The organism is Actinoplanes subtropicus (assembly GCF_000721705.1).
In the GTDB taxonomy this organism is placed as follows: Bacteria; Actinomycetota; Actinomycetes; order Mycobacteriales; family Micromonosporaceae; genus Actinoplanes; species Actinoplanes subtropicus.
This window is the reverse complement of sequence record NZ_JOJL01000017.1, coordinates 137,660-153,506: the sequence shown is the minus strand read 5'-3', so window position 1 is coordinate 153,506 and position 15,847 is coordinate 137,660. Positions and strand designations below refer to the sequence as shown.

The following is a 15,847-nucleotide window of genomic DNA, read 5'->3' as shown; positions in this document are numbered from 1 at the left end:
GATATGCCGGCATCATCGAGTCCGTTCGAGGCGGTTCTGCACGCGGCCCGCGACGTAGCGAAACTCGACTGCGCGCTGGACGCCGAGATGTTGGGGACCGCCCTGCTCGGCAGCGTCTACTCGGTGGCCGAGGCCGACCGGGCCACGGCCGTCCGCGAGTTCGTCGCCGGGTTCCTCTCCGCGACCACCCGCCGGCGCACCGCGTCGGCCACCACCATCCGCGAGGTGTTCGCCGCGCTCGTGCCCGACGCGGCGGGCGCCGCGGAGGTCCGCCGGGGCGCCCAGGCGCCGGCGTGGACGGCCGAGCTGGGGCGGGTACGCCCGACCGGCTGCTACGCGTACGGCGATGTCTACGGCGACCAGACGTCCTATCTGGTCACGTTCGCGTACGAGAACGCCGACGGCGGCCCCGAGCACGCGGTCGTCGCCCTGGTCGACCACAACATCGGCATCACCAAGGACGTGTTCGTCGGCGCCTCGGCCGAGCGCATCCTCCAGCAGGTGCGCGAGATGTGCGCCGAGGACGAGCTGACCTGGTTCCGCGAGGAAGACCCGGGCCGCCTGCGCGACGAGGTCGACCGGCACCTGGCGATCACCGACGGCCTGGGCTCGCTGCCGGCCGAGGGCTCGCTGGCGACCGACCGAGCGCTGGCCGCGGCGCGGATAGCGCTGCTGCCGAGGGCGACCACCCCGCCGCTGGCCGAGCCGCCGCACCAGAGCAACACCGAGCTGGCCCGCGATTTCCTGGCCGGTCCCGAGGCGGCCCGGTTCGGGCTCGACCACACCCGGGACGACGAGCTGGCGTCGCTGCATTTCTGCCTGAGCCTGCTGCTCGACCACGCGGCGACGCTGCCCGGGGCCGACCCGCTGCGCTGGAGTCCCGCGGTGGCCGGGCTGTTCCTGCTCGACTGGGTGCACCGCCGGGCGGTCCTGGACATGGACGACGCGGCCATGCTGCCCCGGGTGACCCGGGCCTGGTCGGCGTATACCGCCCGGCGGCGCAACCTGCCGGAGGCGGCCGCCGTGCAGACCGACGACCTGGTCGAGGAGATGATTCCCGAGTTCGCCCGGCTCTACGCGACCGGCGAGCGGCGCAGCCCGGCGACCGCGGCGGTGGCCCAGCTGATCTCGGAGGGCGTCGACCCGGACGACCACGACGCGATCGAGGCCTGGCTGGACGCGAACCGGCACCGCCTCGACGAATCCTGATCGCCGTTCTACCAGCGGCCGGTGAGATCCTCCGACGGCTCGGCGTGGTGCCGGCCGACCCGGGAGCTGCGCAGCTCGGCCTGCAGGTCGTCGGTGTGGTGCCGGCTGCCGGCCCGGTGGCTGCCGCGGTAGGAGCCGTCGGCACGGTTGTCGTCGGTCCGCGGGTGACGCATGTTCAGGCTGCCCTGGGCGTAGCTGCGTTCGAGGATGCTGGCGGCGCGGATGTTGTGCGGGCGTTCGGGCACGACTGACCTCCGGCGGTGGTGGTGGGAGCAGTGGTCTTCATCCGACATGTCGGGAAAAGCGGATCGGGCGAGCTGGGCCGGATCCACGATGTCCGCCGGCGGGTCTGTCGGTGCGTCGGCAGGCGGGTCCGTCGGCAGGTCAGCGGGCGGGTCAGCGTCGTGGTGCTTGCGCGGGGCGGAGCGGCCGCTCACCGTGGGCAGGTGCGGCAGAGCCGGCAGTCCGGGCAGGGGCGGAAAGGCGACCATCGACGGCGACCGGCCCGGGCGCGGGGAGGCTTTCGGGCGGGCCGCATCCCTCTCCGGGGTGGAGTGCTTTCCGGCGTACGGAATGCTCGGTCTCTTGATCTTGGTAGTGGGGTGCCGCCGCCCGGCCTCGCCCAGCAGCCGGCCGGCCCGCGCGATCGCCTCGCCGGCCCCGGGCGGCAAGGCATACGGCGACGCGCCCACCCGGGCGTTCGGCGGGCTCTGGATCGGGCCGGGCGAGGCCGGCGGCAGGAACGGGATGTCCATCGTGTCGGTGCCGCCGTCGGCGATCTCGCTCGACCCCGCGGTGATCGCCGCGAGCGTGGGCACCGAGGCGAGCCCGACCAGAAGCGCCACGATGAGCACATACCGTCGGGTCGGCCCGGAGAAGCCGGTATCGGCCCGGTACACCCCGTTCAGCCGCTTCCGCATGACCTTCAGCGGCGGCACCCGGTCGTCGTCTGGCTGCTCCGGCACGGCCGGTTCCCTCCCCTGGGACTAGCGATCCGAGTGGATCGGTCTCGGTCAAAGGGGAGAACGACGCATGGGAGCGGGGGCAGCGGGAAAATTTACCTGTTCGTACGGTAGTGATGGTACGAAAACCACTTAATAGGACAAATAAGGGCACCGATGTGTCTGGGGAATTTCGCGACTGTGATCTCCCCGACCTGTAACGCCGCTCACGTTCTCTGTCAGGATGAAACTTGACGGCAGCGAGGTGGGGGTCGTCACTACGCGGCAGGGCCCCCGCCCACGCCGAAGCGTCGCGCGGCAACCTCACCAAGGTCAGGCGCGGCGACCCAGCGGTTCGCCGCGCGGACGGGCAACCCCCGCCGCGGGCGCAGAGATGAACAGGGAGACTCGGATGGCGACAGGCGAAAGCGAAGTCGGCGGGGACGCCCCGGCCGGCGGCTTCGTCCAACTGCTCACCCCCGACGGGGAACGCGTCGACAGCGTCACCACCGCGGACGGCACGACGTACACCGTCGACTTCACCGATGACGAGTATCGAGAGCTCTACCGCGACCTGGTGACGGTCCGGCGGCTGGACGCCGAGGCGACCGCCCTGCAACGCCAGGGCGAGCTCGGCATCTGGGCCAGCCTGCTCGGTCAGGAGGCGGCCCAGGTCGGCTCCGGGCGCGCGCTGCGCCCCCAGGACATGGCCTTTCCCACCTACCGCGAGCACGGCGTCCTCTACTGCCGCGGGATCGACCCGATCATGCCGTTCGGTCTGTTCCGCGGCGTCGACCAGGGCGGCTGGGACCCGAACGAGTTCAAGTTCAACACGTACACGATCGTCATCGGCTCGCAGACCCTGCACGCCACCGGCTACGCCATGGGCGTCACGATGGACGGCAAGACCGGCAACGGCGACGGCGAGGCCGTGATCGCGTATTTCGGCGACGGCGCCACCAGCCAGGGCGACGTCAACGAGGCGTTCGTCTGGTCCGGCGTGTTCCACGCGCCGATCGTCTTCTTCTGCCAGAACAACCAGTACGCGATCTCCGAGCCGCTCGAGCGGCAGACCCGCATCCCGCTGTACCGCCGCGCCCTCGGCTACGGCTTCCCCGGCGTCCGGATCGACGGCAATGACGTGCTGGCCAGCTACGCGGTCACCCGCGCCGCGCTGGACCAGGCCCGCAACGGCCAGGGCCCGACGCTGATCGAGGCGTACACCTACCGGATGGGCGCGCACACCAGCTCGGACGACCCGACCCGGTACCGGATCGCCAGCGAGGTCGAGTCGTGGAAGGCGAAGGACCCGATCGCCCGGATGAAGGCGTTCCTCGCCAAACAGCAGCTTGCCGACGACACCTTCTTCGGCGAGGTCGACGAGGCCGCCAAGAAGCTCGCGCTCGACCTGCGCGAGCGCGTGCTGGCCATGCCGGACCCGCAGCCGGTGACCCTGTTCGACAACGTCTACCCGCACGGCTCGCCCGAACTCGCGGCCCAGAAGGCCGAGTTCGAGCGGTACCACGCGTCGTTCGAGGGGAGCGCCCACTGATGGCCGAGACGATCACCCTGGGCAAGGCACTCAACCACGGCCTGCGCCGCTCGCTGGAGGACGACCCCAAGGTCGTCATCATGGGCGAGGACGTCGGCAAGCTCGGCGGCGTGTTCCGGATCACCGACGGCCTGCAGAAGGACTTCGGCGAGGACCGCGTGATCGACACTCCGCTAGCCGAGTCGGGCATCGTCGGCACCGCGGTCGGCCTGGCCATCCGCGGCTACCGCCCGGTCTGCGAGATCCAGTTCGACGGGTTCGTGTTCCCGGCGTTCAACCAGATCGTGGCCCAGGTCGCGAAGATGTACTACCGCTCGCTGGGCAACGTACGGCTGCCGATCGTGATCCGCATTCCGTTCGGCGGGGGCATCGGCGCGGTCGAGCACCACTCCGAGTCGCCCGAGGCGCTCTTCGCGCACACCCCCGGTCTCAAGGTCGTGAGCTGCGCGAACCCGGCGGACGCGTACACGATGATCCGCCAGGCGATCACCTCGGACGACCCGATCGTGTTCTTCGAGCCGAAGCGGCGCTACTGGGAGAAGGGCGAGGTCGAGCTGGAGGCCCCGATGGCCGAGGCGTTCCCGCTGCACGCGGCGCGGGTGGTCCGGCCGGGGACGGACGCGACGATCCTCGCGTACGGGCCGATGGTCCGCACCTCGCTGGACGCGGCCGCGGCGGCCGCCGAGGACGGGCGCGACCTCGAGGTCATCGACCTCCGCTCGCTCTCCCCGCTGGACATGCCGACCGTGTACGAGTCGGTGAAGCGCACCGGCCGGGCCGTCGTCGTGCACGAGGCGCCGGGCAACCTGGGCCTGGGCGCCGAGCTGGCGGCCCGGATCACTGAGGAGTGTTTCTACTCGCTCGAGGCGCCGGTGCTGCGGGTGACCGGGTACGACGTTCCCTATCCGGCCGCCCGGGTCGAGGAGGAGTACCTTCCCGATCTCGACCGGGTGCTGGACGCCGTCGACCGCTCGTACGGCTGGTGACGCCGATGTCGCGGATCAAGGAATTCACCCTGCCCGACCTCGGCGAGGGCCTGACCGAGGGAGAGATCCTCTCCTGGCTGGTCAAGGTGGGCGACACGATCGAGCTGAACCAGCCGATCGTCGAGGTGGAGACGGCGAAGGCGGCGGTGGAGATCCCGGCGAAGTGGGCCGGGGTGGTCACCCAGATCTTCCACGAGGCCGGCACCACGGTCGAGGTGGGCGCGCCGATCGTCGCGATCGACACCGACCCGTCGGCGGGCGCGCTGCCCGAGCCGTCGGCCGAGTCGCTGGCGGCGGTCGAGGTGGCGCCCGCCGAGGGCGCGGTCGAGCCGGGCCTGATCGGTGGTCCGGCCCCAGGCGGCCGGACGGCGGTCCTGGTGGGTTACGGCCCGCGAACCACTATCGCCAAGCGTCGACCCCGAGTGGGTACGCCGTCGACGCCGTCAACGCCGGCGGCGCCGCCCCCGGCTCCGGAGCCGGAGCCGGTGCCCAGCGGGCCGGTCCTGGCCAAGCCCCCCGTGCGGAAGCTGGCCCGGGATATGGGCGTCGACCTGACGTCGATCACCGGCAGCGGGCCGATGGGTTCGGTGACCCGGGACGACGTACACAAGGCGGCGGCGCAACCGGTGGCGGCCGCCCCTGCCCCCGCGGTTTTCGACACCGCCCGCGAGCAGCGGATCCCGGTCAAGGGGGTCCGGAAGCTGACCGCGGAGAACATGGTGGCCTCGGCGTTCACCGCGCCGCACGTCACCGAGTTCCTCACCGTCGACGTCACGCGCAGCATGAAGGCGCTCGAGAAGATCAAGGGACGTCGCGAGTTCCAGGACGTACGCGTCTCGCCGCTGCTGCTGGTGGCCAAGGCCGTGCTGCTCGCGGCCAAGCGGCACCCGATGGTCAACTCGACCTGGTCCGGCGCGACCGGCGAGATCGTGGTCAAGGAATATGTGAATCTCGGCATCGCCGCGGCGACCGAGCGGGGCCTCATCGTTCCCAACATCAAGGACGCCGGGCGTCTCACGTTGCGGGAGCTGGCCGAGGCGCTGAACACACTTGTGCAAGTGGCGAGGTCGGGCAGGACCCCGCCGGCGGACATGGCCGGCGGCACCCTCTCGATCACCAACGTCGGCGTCTTCGGCGTCGACACCGGCACCCCGATCCTGCCGCCGGGTGAGTCGGCGATCCTGGCGTTCGGCTCGGTCAAGCCCACGCCATGGGTGCACAAGGACAAGATCAAGATCCGCCAGGTGACCACCCTGGGGCTCTCCTTCGACCACCGGATCATCGACGGCGAGCTGGGCTCGAAGTTCCTCCGGGACGTCGGCGAGTTCCTCACCGACCCAGAAGCGACCCTGCTGTCCTGGACGTAGAAAGTTAGGCGACCGATTATTTCGACCTTCGATCGTTAGGCTAGTGCTGACCATCACCCCCTAAATCGTTTGCCGCTCTGTTCTAGGCGAGTCACCATGGACTTACCTAGAACAGAGCAGGGATGTGACCCGCACCATGAGCATCATCGACCGTGTCCGCCAGCGCCGGATGATCAACCGCGAGAACCGGGCCTTCGACCGGGCGTGGCAGTCCGCGCCGACCGAGTCGATGCGCCACGAGATCGCCATCTTCGCGCAGCGCAAGACCTTCTGATCCAGAGCGTTACGAGGGCCCGTCCGGGAACATCCGGACGGGCCCTTTCGTCTTTCAAGACACCCTTAAAGATCCGTTCACGGTCCCCTTCCGGGCGTACACCGGGATTCCTCACCTCGCTCCGGCCCGGTACGGTTGGGCACGGTTCCCAGCCGACTCGGCCGGTCGACGAGGAACTGGGCCTGGCGCACCCGCGTCGTTCGAGGTCCCGCATGGCCCTCGCCGGAGAGTGGGGCACGGCGCGCCGGTCCGATTCGCCGGTGAGTCGCGTCCGTGCAAAGCTGGCACGGCCGATTTGACGAGGAGGCGCTCATGACGTCCGAGGGGCAGTACGCCGGTATGCAACCGGCCGAGGCCACGTCGGGCGGTCCCGAGTCGGACGACTTCCCGCCGGACGCGGACGGACGCCGGGCCGCCGGCCGGGCCTCCGCACCGCCGCCCGCCGATGGTTTCCCCAGCTCGTACGCTCCGCCGCCGCCGGCCACGCCGAACGGCGGCTCGCCGTTCGTGGTGCCCGCGGTCCGCACCTTCGGCTCGGGCTCCGACGCGGCCCGGCCCGCCGGCCAGCCCGGCACCTCGTACGGGTCGGCCCGGGTGCCGCAGCTCGAGGGGGACAACGGCGCGCTCCCGCAGCGGGTCGCCTCGCCGTACGGTTCGGTCTCGCCGGGCACTGCCGCGTCCTCGTACGGGACGGCCACGCCGAATGGGGCCTCCTCGCCGTTCGCGCCGCCCGCTCCGGCCGGTTCTTCCGATTCGCCTTTTGTCCCTGCCTCCGGCAACGCCCCCGAGCCGCCGCGCTCGGCGTGGGCGCCGCAGCAGGCCCCCGCGCCGGCCGACGGCGGGGGCAACCCGCTCCCGCTGCCGCAGCGCACTCCGGCCGCGGTCGACCCGGCCACGATCGGCGAGTTCGACGGCTTCGCGGCCGGCACGCCCGGTCGCGGCATGGTTCCGCCGCCCCCGCCGGCCGCCGGCCCCGAGGTCGACCCGGCCACCGGGCGTCCGCCCGGCGTCTCCGTCTTCGGTGACCAGCGTGTCCGGGTGCCCGGCGCGACGCTCGGCGACCTGCCCGACGCGCCGCCGGCGGTCCGCCCGCAGAGCGGCGGCTTCCCGCTCCGCGGCGGCAGCCCTGACGAGGGGAGCGGCTTCCCGCTCCGGGGCGGCAACCCCGACGAAGGGAGCGGCTTCCCGCTCCGCGGCGGCAACCCCGACGAGGGCAGCGCTTTCCCGCTCCGCGGCGGCAACCCCGACGAGGGCACTGGCTTCCCGCTGCGGGGCGGGAGCTTCCCGACCCGGCGGGGCGAGAGTGGCGGCTTCCCGCTGCGGGGCGCGGCCACCGTGCCGCCGGCGCCACCGATGGCCGAGCCCAAGTCCGAGCTGCCGGCCGCCCAGCCGCCCGCGCCCGTCACCGACCTGCCGATCCGCAGCCAGCACGCGCCGTTCGGGCCGCCGCCGGGGTCGGCCCAGCCGGAGCCGTCGTTCAGCGCGTTCGGCCAGCCGCCGGACGCCAACCCGGAGGAGCAGTCGGGCGCCCCGTTCGGCCGCCGCCTGAACGCCTCGACCGCCTCGCCTGACGACCAGCCGTCCGACCCGTTCGGGCGCCGGCCGGGGGTCTCGGGCGACGAGCAGGGCGACCCGTTCGGGCGCCGGCCCGCAGCCTTGAACGACCAGCAGGGCGACCCGTTCGGGCGCCGGCCCGCAGCCTTGAACGACCAGCAGGGCGACCCGTTCGGACGTCGGTCGGCTGACCAGCAGGGCGATCCCTATGGGCGACCCTCCTTGGACGGGCAGGGCGATCCCTATGGGCGCCCTTCGTCGGACGGGCAGGGCGATCCCTATGGGCGCCCCTCCCGGGACGCGCAGGGGGATCCGTTCGGACGCCGGTCCGGGGCCGAGCAGCCGCCCGCTGCCGAGCCCGGTCGCGGTGGGCTGCCCGACCCGTTCGGCCGGTCCGTGCCGGGCGAGCAGTCGCCGGGTGCCGGTGGTCCGGCGTTCGGATCGGCCCGTCCGCAGGCCGGCTCGCCGCTCGAGCCGCCCGCCGCGCCGTTCGGTGCCGACCAGCCGGCTTATGGCTCGGCCCGGCCGGCTTCGCCCGCCGCCTACGAGTCCGCTCCGCCGGCCGCCCAGTTCGGCAATGAGGCTTCCCCGTTCGGCCCGGGCGACTCCGACGAGGCATCGCCCTTCGGCGCCCGGCCGGCCGCTGAGCGGCCCGTCTCCGGGTCCGCCGCACCCTACGGCGAGCGGCCCGCCGGGCCGTTCGGCGAGCGACCCGCTTCCGGGCCCGGGGCGCCGTTCGGTGATCGTCCCGTCTCCGGGTCTGCAGCGCCGTTCGGTGAGCGGCCCGCTTCTGGGTCCGCCGCGCCGTTCGGTGAGCGGCCCGCTTCTGGGCCCGTCGCGCCGTTCGGTGAGCCGCCGGCGTCGTTCGGCGAGCGCCCGGGCTCCGCGGCCGCGGCCTACAGCGAGCGCCCCGCGTCCCCGGCTCCCCTCGGCGAGCGCCCGGCGTCCCCAGCTCCCTTCGGCGAGCGCCCCGGATCCGCAGCCGCAGCCTTCGGCGAGCGTCCCGCGTCCCCGGCTCCGTTCGGCGAGCGCCCTGGGGCCGCGCCTGCGGCCTTCGGTGAGCGTCCCGCTTCGCCGGCGCCGTTCGGTGATCGTCCCGCTTCGCCGTTCGAGCCCGGGCAGCCGGCCTTCGGCGCCGCGCCCGACGCCCCGGACGAGCACTCCCTCTACCGTCGCCCCGAGACCCAGGACGGCGGATACCCGCAGCGGGTGCCCGGCGCCTCGCTCGGCGGCGCCCCGGCCGGTTCGCCGGTCGCCGCCGAGAGTCGCAACGGCACGGTGCCCGCCCCGCGTGACCCCGTCGAGCACCCGGCCGCGGTCGGTTCGGCCCGCCCGGTCACCGCGAGCGCCTCGGTCCCGTCGGCCAGCCGGGTCGCGCCGGTCGACCCGGGCGAGATCCCGCCGCCGGTCGCCGCGCCGCAGGCCCGCGTCTACGGCCGCCCAGCCCCGGCGGAGCCCGAGGCCGAGCCCGAGGAGCCTCCTGGCGCGCAGCCATCGTTCGACGACCGGCCGGCCTCCGGCGGGTTCGGCGCACCCGATGCGTTCGGCACCTCCGGCGCACCCGGCGGCTTCGGCGCACCTGGCACCTCCGGCGCGCCCAGCGAGTTCGGCGCGCCTGGCACCCCCGGCGCACCCGCCGGGTTCGGCGCGCCCGGCGCACCCAACGGGTTCAGCGCGCCCGGCACACCCGGCGAGTTCAGCGCACCTGGCGGATTCGGTGCGCCCGGTACCTCCGGCACACCCGGCGAATTCAGCGCGCCCGGCGCGCCCGGCTCGCCCGGCGGGTTCGGCTCCCCGGCGTACCCGCAAAACCAGGGTGACCACAACGGACCCGCCGGCGAACCCGCCCAGGGCATCGTTCCGCAGTCGCCGGCCCGCGCCACCGCGCGCGCCTCGGCGAGCGCCCGCGTCGCCCCGCCCGCGGATTTCCCCAGCTCCGGTGCCCCGGCCGACCCGCCGTCCTTCGGTGGCGAGCCGCCGCGCGCAATGCCGTTCGGCGAGACGAGCGGCCCGGCGCCGTCCGGTCCGCCGCCCGGTGGCCCGGCATTCGCCGAGTTCTTCAGCCCCGCCCCGAGCAACAGCAACCCCCCGGAGCAGTACAGCGAGCTCACCACGGATATCGCCGGGCGCGACAACCCGTACGCCCCGCCGAACCCGGGCGGCGATTTCCCGCCGCAGGGCTCTCCGTTCCCGTCGGCCAGCCCGAACGGCACCGCGCCGTTCCCGGCCCAGAGCTTCCCGCCGCCCAGCCCCAATGGCACCGCGCCCTACCCGGCGCAGGGCCTGAACGGTGCCGCTCCGGACTTCTCCGGCGCGGCGAGCCGGGCGACCGTGACGCCGCCGAGCCCGGACGACACCACCAACTGGCCGAGCCGGCCCGATCAGGGGCGTTTCGACCAGTTCAAGCCGGAGACCGAGGCCGCCCCCAGCAAGCCCGATACGCCGCGCGTGCGGGTCGCGCCGATCCTGATCGCGGTCGTGGTCGGCGCGGTGCTGCTGCTCGGCGTCGCGCTCGGCATCGTCTACCTGGTGGCCGGTGACAAGAGCAAGGCGATCAGCGTCAGCACCGGGGACTGCGTGAAGCGCAACGGCAACGCCGCGGTGAAGGCGGACTGCAGCGACGCGTCGGCCTTCACAGTGGTGTCGATCGTCGATGACCACACCAAGTGCGAGGACCCGAAGCAGCCGTACGTGCAGAACCCCACCAACGACGGCAAAACGCAGATTCTGTGCCTGAAACCGAAGAGCTGAGTCTGACGCCGAAGATCTAGCTCCGCCGACTGATAGTCCAGGCTTGGGTAGAGACACAGCCCACCTTCGTGCCCGTACCGGAGACCGGTGCGGCACGATGGTGCGATGACTGCGCGCGTGCGGGCGCCCGAACTGCGGGGCCGAGGCTGGCTCAATACCGGGGGCAAGGATCTGACGCTGGCCGACCTGCGCGGCAAAATCGTCATCCTCGACTTCTGGACGTACGGCTGCATCAACTGCCTGCATGTTCTCGACGAGCTGCGTCCGCTCGAGGAGAAGTACGGCGACGCCCTGGTGCTGATCGGCGTGCACTCCCCCAAGTTCGAGCACGAGCGTGACCACCAGGCGCTGGCCGCCGCGGTCGAGCGCTATGGCGTGCACCACCCGGTGATCGACGACGCCGACATGCACCTCTGGCAGCAGTACGCGGCCAAGGCCTGGCCCACGCTCGCCGTGATCGACCCGACCGGTTACCTGGTCGCGTCGATGGCCGGCGAGGGGCATGCCGAGGGCCTGTCCCGGCTGGTCGACGAGCTGATCGCGAAGCACGCCGCGGACGGCACGCTGCACCGTGGCGACGGCCCGTACGTGCCGCCGCCGGCCGCCGAGACGCTGCTGCGCTTCCCGGGCAAGGCGATCGAGCTGCCGAGCGGCAACCTGCTGGTCTCGGACACCGCCCGGCATTCGATCGTGGAGCTGACCGCCGACGGCGAGACGCTCGTCCGCCGCTTCGGCAGTGGCGAGCGCGGTGCCCCGTTCAGCGAGCCGCAGGGCCTTCTGCTGCTCCCGCCGGCGGTCGCCTCCCGGGTCGGCTATGACGTCCTGGTCGCCGACACGGTCAACCACCAGCTGCGCGGCCTGTCCCTGACCGGCGGCGAGATCACCCTCGTGGCCGGTTCCGGCCGCCCGTGGCGCTCCGCGGTCGACGGCACCCAGGCCGCCCTCAACGCCGACCTCTCCTCGCCGTGGGACCTGGCCTGGTACGACGACCGGGTCATCGTCGCGATGGCCGGCATCCACGAGCTGTGGTGGTTCGATCCGGCCGGGTCGACGGTCGGCGTCTATGCCGGCACCACGGTCGAGGCCCTGCGCGACGGCCCGATCCCGGATGTGTGGATGGCCCAGCCGTCCGGCCTGTCGGTCGGCGGCGACCGGCTGTGGATCGCGGACAGCGAAACCTCGGCGGTGCGCTACATCGAGGCCGGGTTCCTGCACACCGCCGTCGGGCAGGGCCTGTTCGATTTCGGGCACGTCGACGGGCCGGCCGCGCAGGCACTCCTGCAGCACGCGCTCGGGGTGGCGGCGCTGCCCGACGGGTCGGTGCTGATCGCCGATACGTACAACGGCGCGGTTCGCCACTACGATCCGGCGACCGACGTGGTGTCCACGGTGGATATCGGGCTGGCCGAGCCGAGCGACATCCTGGTGACCCGGGCCGGGGCGGTCTTCGTGGTCGAGTCGGGCGCGCATCGGCTGACCCGGCTGGCGCCCGGTGTGCTGAAGACGGTAACCGGCGAGCGGCAGAAGACCGAGCGGCCGGCGTCGCCGGTGGCGCCCGGGCCGCTGACCCTGGAGGTGATCTTTACGCCAGCGCCGGGGCAGAAGCTGGACACCCAGTTCGGGCCCTCGACCCGGCTGGAGGTGTCGGCGTCGCCGCCCGAGCTGCTGCTGGAGGGCGCGGGCAGCACGACCCAGCTGTCCCGGGCCCTGGTGATCAATCCGGACGTGCCGAAGGGCGTGCTGCAGGTGGTGGCGCAGGCGGCGACCTGCGATGTCGACGTGGAGTTCCCGGCCTGCCACCTCACCCGGCAGGACTGGGGCGTGCCGGTCGTCGTCACGCCGGACGGGCCGGCCCGCCTCCCGCTGATCCTCCGGGGGATGGACGAGTCCTGACTTCGACGCCGGCCGCGGTGAGGCCGGCTCGGACTCGTACGGCCAGCTCGACCGCGCCCGGCGTGTCGCCGTGTACGCAGATCGAAGCCACCTCGCATGGGATGACCTCGCCCGTGACCGCCTCCACCACGCCGTCGACGGCCATCCGCACGGCCCGCGCCACCACGGCGTCGGGGTAGTGGATCAATGCGCCCTCGGCCGATCGCGGTACCAGCGTCCCGTCCGCCCGGTAACCCCGATCGGCGAAGCCCTCGCCGGCCACGGTCAGCCCGGCCTCGGCCGCCAGTCTCGCCAGCACCGACCCCGGCTGGCACAGGACCGGCAGCCCCGGGTCGTAGGACCGCACCGCCGCGATCACCGCCGACGCCTGCCCCTCGTCGACCGCCGCGGTGTTGTAGAGCGCGCCGTGCGGCTTCACATACCGCACCCGGCCACCGGCGATCCGGCAGAACGCTTCCAACGCTCCAATTTGGTACAAAACGTCGTCGCGGAGCTCGCCGAGGTCATAGTCGATCCGCCGCCGCCCGAAACCGGCCAGGTCGCGATAGCCGACCTGCGCGCCGACCGCGACCCCGCGCTTCACCGCCGCCCGGCAGATCTTGTGCATCGTCGCCGGGTCGCCGGCGTGGAAGCCGCACGCCACGTTGGCCGAGGTCACGACGTCGAGCAGGGCCTCGTCGTCGCCGAGGGTCCAGCGGCCGAACCCCTCACCGAGGTCCGCGTTCAGGTCAATCGATCGCACGGAACCGCACCGTACTCCCCGGCCGCGCCTGCGCGAGCGGCGTCACGTCGTCGACCACGCCGATCACCGGGTAGCCGCCGGTCGTCGGGTGGTCGGCCAGGAAGATCAGCGGCTGCCCGTCGGCCGGGACCTGCACCGCCCCGAGCACCACCCCTTCGGAGGGCAGTTCGCCGGCCTGGGTGCGGGTCAGGGCGCTGCCGGCCAGCCGGCATCCGACGCGGTTGCTCAACGGCGAGATGGCGTACGCCTCGGCGAACAGTCCCGCGGCCTCGAACCAGTCGTCCCGCGGCCCGAGGCGTACCCCCAGGACGAGCTCCCCGCTGTCGGGCACACCCGACTTTTCGGAAATATTCGGCGGAGGAGACGAGGAGCCAGCGCCGATCGGCAGGGTCATGCCGTCCGCGAGCTTGGGTGGGCCGAGGCCGGAGAGCGTGTCGGTCGATCTGCTTCCCAGGACCGGCTCGACGTCGATCCCGCCGGCAACTGCCAGGTATGACCGCACGCCTCGTTGCGCCCGGCCAATGTCCAGCACCGCGCCGGCCGGCACCTCGAAGGCTGCCGCCGTCGAGACCGGCTGCTTGTCGACGCGTACGACCGCCTCGGCGCCGGTGATCGCCACCACCGCGGTCACCTCGAAGCGGAGCGCGCACCCCAGCAGCGTCGTCTCCAGCCCGGCTGCCCCGAATTCGTTGCCGACCAGCGCGTTCGCTCGCCGGAGCGCGGGCTGGTCCAGCGCACCCGACCGGGGGACTCCGAGATGGGCGTAGCCCGGTCGACCGATGTCCTGGATTGTCGTGAGCGGCCCGGGGCGCATCACCGTGATCATGCCGCCACCAGTCGGACCCGCGTCCCGGGCGGCAAGAATGCGGGCGGATCCTCGCGTACGTCGAAAAGTTTTTGATCTGTTTTTCCTACCAACCGCCAGCCGCCGGGCGAGGACGCCGGATAAATGCCCACATAGGACCCGGCGATGCCGACGGAACCGGCCGGAACGCGAGGCCGGGGAGCGGCAAGCCGGGGCACCGCCCACTCCTCCGGCAGGCCGCTCAGGTAGGCGAAACCCGGAGCGAAGCCGCAGAACGCCACGGTCAGCGGCGTGGCAGCCAACCGCTCGGCCGCAACAAGCGACGAAACGCCCCAACGGGCAGCAACGTCCGCAAGATCTTCTCCGGCGAAAGTGGTGCGAATCTCGACCAGTCGACCATCGGTCGCCGAAACGGCGGGCGGCGCCGGCCAATCGGCCAGAAGTGCGGCCGCGGCCGGCTCGACGCCATCGAGCAGGATCGTGGTCGCGCCCGGCACGATGTCGAGGAATCGCAGCTCACCAGCCTCCCGGCGGCGCCACAGCTCGGCCCGCCAGGCGGAGACCTCGGCGCCGTCGTGACACTCGATCAGCAGCGCGGAACACCCGACCGGCCGTAATCTCATGACCATCATCCTGCCCGACGCACCGGGGTGAGCGGCTTCACTACTGGTCAGTAACTTACGGTGCCGTAACCTAGGAGGCGTGACGACCACCGCCCCGTTCCGGATGAAGCCGGCCGACCTCGGCAAACCACGACTGCGCGGCCGCCTGCACCAGTACGCGTTCTTCGTCGCCCTCGTCTGCGGCATCGTGCTCAGCTCGATCGCGCTCAGCCGCCCCGGCGTCGCCCCCTTTCTGAGCTGCCTCATCTACAGCGCCACCGTGTGCGGCCTGTTCGGGATCAGCGCGCTCTACCATCGCCGGGTCTGGAGCGAACGCGGCTACCAGATCATGCGGCGCATGGACCACTCGATGATCTTCATCTTCATCGCCGGCACCTACACGCCGTTCTGCGTGCGGCTGCTCTCGCCCGGCAAGGCGACGCTGATGCTGAGCCTGATCTGGGGCGGGGCGCTCGGCGGCGTGGCGCTGAAGGTGGTCTGGCCGCACCTGCCGCGCTGGGCCGGCGCGCCGCTATATGTGGCGCTCGGCTGGGCCGCGGTCGCGATCCTCCCCGACGTGCTGCACCGCGGCGGCGTGGCCTGCCTCGTGCTGCTGGCCGTGGGCGGCGTGATCTACACGGTCGGCGCGGTCTTCTACGCCCTGCGGCGGCCGAACCCGTGGCCCAGCGTCTTCGGGCACCACGAGTTCTTCCACGCCTGCACGCTGCTGGCGGCGATCTCCCACCACATAGCCGTCTATTTCGCGCTGTACGCCTGAACGGTGGCGTCGTAGGCGGCCCGGGCCGCCTGCACGTCCTCGATGTGCGTCTCGGCCCACTTCTCCAGGCCCTCGACCAGCGCATACAGGCTGTGGCCGAGCTCGGTGAGCGCATAGTCGACCCGGGGCGGCACGACCGGATGCACCGTACGGGTGATCAATCCGTCCCGCTCGAGCCCGCGCAGCGTCTGAGTGAGCATCTTGGGGCTCACCCCCTCGATCCGCTTGGCGAGCTCGGTATACCGATGAATGCCCTCGGCGAGCGTCACCACCACCAGGACGCTCCACGTGTCGCCGATCCGGTCGAGGAGTTGTCGGCTCGGGCAGTTCGCCTCGTAGACATTTGGCTGCATCCCTACACTATCCCTCAGGTAAGTACTGCACTTCAAGGTG

13 protein-coding genes are annotated in these 15,847 nt (G+C 72.3%); 8 read left to right on the top strand and 5 right to left on the bottom strand.

The genetic code is table 11. From position 1 onward, the window contains the following. The first annotated feature begins 3 nt into the window (after window positions 1–3). Window positions 4–1,209, top strand: coding sequence for a hypothetical protein (locus IH26_RS0123600; RefSeq protein WP_030438409.1), 1,206 nt, complete (start codon window positions 4–6; stop codon window positions 1,207–1,209). Between the two features lie 8 nt (window positions 1,210–1,217). On the opposite strand, the gene IH26_RS0123595 is transcribed toward IH26_RS0123600, so the two are convergent. Then, on the bottom strand, window positions 1,218–2,174 hold the full coding sequence (locus IH26_RS0123595; RefSeq protein WP_030438408.1) for a hypothetical protein: 957 nt from the start codon (window positions 2,172–2,174) through the stop codon (window positions 1,218–1,220). A gap of 388 nt (window positions 2,175–2,562) precedes the next feature. On the opposite strand from IH26_RS0123595, the gene pdhA reads away from it, so the two are divergent. From pdhA to IH26_RS0123565, 6 genes are all read left to right on the top strand, one after another. After that, window positions 2,563–3,702 carry a pyruvate dehydrogenase (acetyl-transferring) E1 component subunit alpha gene (pdhA, locus tag IH26_RS0123590; RefSeq protein ID WP_030438407.1) on the top strand — a complete coding sequence of 380 codons (1,140 nt, stop codon included), beginning with the start codon at window positions 2,563–2,565 and terminating at the stop codon, window positions 3,700–3,702. Beyond that, window positions 3,699–4,688: an alpha-ketoacid dehydrogenase subunit beta gene (locus IH26_RS0123585; protein ID WP_169789809.1), complete on the top strand. Its 990-nt coding sequence runs from the start codon at window positions 3,699–3,701 to the stop codon at window positions 4,686–4,688. The genes pdhA and IH26_RS0123585 overlap by 4 nt, the downstream gene beginning before the upstream one ends. A 5-nt stretch (window positions 4,689–4,693) precedes the next feature. Further along, on the top strand, window positions 4,694–6,055 hold the full coding sequence (locus IH26_RS0123580; protein WP_030438405.1) for a dihydrolipoamide acetyltransferase family protein: 1,362 nt from the start codon (window positions 4,694–4,696) through the stop codon (window positions 6,053–6,055). Between the two features lie 136 nt (window positions 6,056–6,191). Beyond that, on the top strand, window positions 6,192–6,329 hold the full coding sequence (locus IH26_RS61380; RefSeq protein WP_169789803.1) for a hypothetical protein: 138 nt from the start codon (window positions 6,192–6,194) through the stop codon (window positions 6,327–6,329). Window positions 6,330–6,641: 312 nt separating this feature from the next. Next, the gene (locus tag IH26_RS53895) at window positions 6,642–10,634 is read left to right on the top strand and encodes an LppU/SCO3897 family protein (protein ID WP_034215857.1); all 3,993 of its coding nucleotides are present in this window, start codon (window positions 6,642–6,644) and stop codon (window positions 10,632–10,634) included. Between the two features lie 105 nt (window positions 10,635–10,739). Then, window positions 10,740–12,527: an NHL domain-containing thioredoxin family protein gene (locus tag IH26_RS0123565; RefSeq protein ID WP_030438404.1), complete on the top strand. Its 1,788-nt coding sequence runs from the start codon at window positions 10,740–10,742 to the stop codon at window positions 12,525–12,527. Here IH26_RS0123565 and IH26_RS0123560 read toward each other — a convergent pair. The 3 genes from IH26_RS0123560 to IH26_RS0123550 are packed head-to-tail and all read right to left on the bottom strand — an operon-like array spanning window position 12,469 to window position 14,697. After that, on the bottom strand, window positions 12,469–13,260 hold the full coding sequence (locus IH26_RS0123560) for a LamB/YcsF family protein (protein ID WP_034215884.1): 792 nt from the start codon (window positions 13,258–13,260) through the stop codon (window positions 12,469–12,471). The genes IH26_RS0123565 and IH26_RS0123560 overlap by 59 nt on opposite strands. After that, complete coding sequence (locus tag IH26_RS0123555; protein WP_084599027.1) at window positions 13,256–14,095, bottom strand: 5-oxoprolinase subunit C family protein; 840 nt, start codon at window positions 14,093–14,095, stop codon at window positions 13,256–13,258. The genes IH26_RS0123560 and IH26_RS0123555 overlap by 5 nt, the downstream gene beginning before the upstream one ends. Next, window positions 14,092–14,697 (bottom strand): 5-oxoprolinase subunit B family protein, encoded by a 606-nt coding sequence (locus IH26_RS0123550; protein ID WP_030438401.1) that lies wholly within the window; start codon window positions 14,695–14,697, stop codon window positions 14,092–14,094. Before IH26_RS0123550 ends, IH26_RS0123555 begins: the two co-directional genes overlap by 4 nt. A gap of 79 nt (window positions 14,698–14,776) precedes the next feature. Here IH26_RS0123550 and trhA point away from each other — a divergent pair, with 79 nt between their 5' ends. Further along, window positions 14,777–15,454 (top strand): PAQR family membrane homeostasis protein TrhA, encoded by a 678-nt coding sequence (gene trhA, locus IH26_RS0123545; RefSeq protein ID WP_030438400.1) that lies wholly within the window; start codon window positions 14,777–14,779, stop codon window positions 15,452–15,454. Here trhA and IH26_RS0123540 read toward each other — a convergent pair. Then, window positions 15,433–15,807: a winged helix-turn-helix transcriptional regulator gene (locus IH26_RS0123540; RefSeq protein WP_030438399.1), complete on the bottom strand. Its 375-nt coding sequence runs from the start codon at window positions 15,805–15,807 to the stop codon at window positions 15,433–15,435. The two genes, trhA and IH26_RS0123540, sit on opposite strands and share 22 nt — an antisense overlap. Between the last annotated feature and the right edge of the window lie 40 nt (window positions 15,808–15,847).

Coding starts and splice junctions, on each gene's coding strand:
- IH26_RS0123600 (WP_030438409.1), top strand. CDS start 4: ATGCCGGCATCATCGAGTCCGTTCGAGGCGGTTCTGCACGCGGCCCGC.
- pdhA (WP_030438407.1), top strand. CDS start 2,563: ATGGCGACAGGCGAAAGCGAAGTCGGCGGGGACGCCCCGGCCGGCGGC.
- IH26_RS0123580 (WP_030438405.1), top strand. CDS start 4,694: ATGTCGCGGATCAAGGAATTCACCCTGCCCGACCTCGGCGAGGGCCTG.
- IH26_RS61380 (WP_169789803.1), top strand. CDS start 6,192: ATGAGCATCATCGACCGTGTCCGCCAGCGCCGGATGATCAACCGCGAG.
- IH26_RS53895 (WP_034215857.1), top strand. CDS start 6,642: ATGACGTCCGAGGGGCAGTACGCCGGTATGCAACCGGCCGAGGCCACG.
- IH26_RS0123565 (WP_030438404.1), top strand. CDS start 10,740: ATGACTGCGCGCGTGCGGGCGCCCGAACTGCGGGGCCGAGGCTGGCTC.
- IH26_RS0123555 (WP_084599027.1), bottom strand. CDS start 14,095: ATGATCACGGTGATGCGCCCCGGGCCGCTCACGACAATCCAGGACATC.
- IH26_RS0123550 (WP_030438401.1), bottom strand. CDS start 14,697: ATGAGATTACGGCCGGTCGGGTGTTCCGCGCTGCTGATCGAGTGTCAC.
- IH26_RS0123540 (WP_030438399.1), bottom strand. CDS start 15,807: ATGCAGCCAAATGTCTACGAGGCGAACTGCCCGAGCCGACAACTCCTC.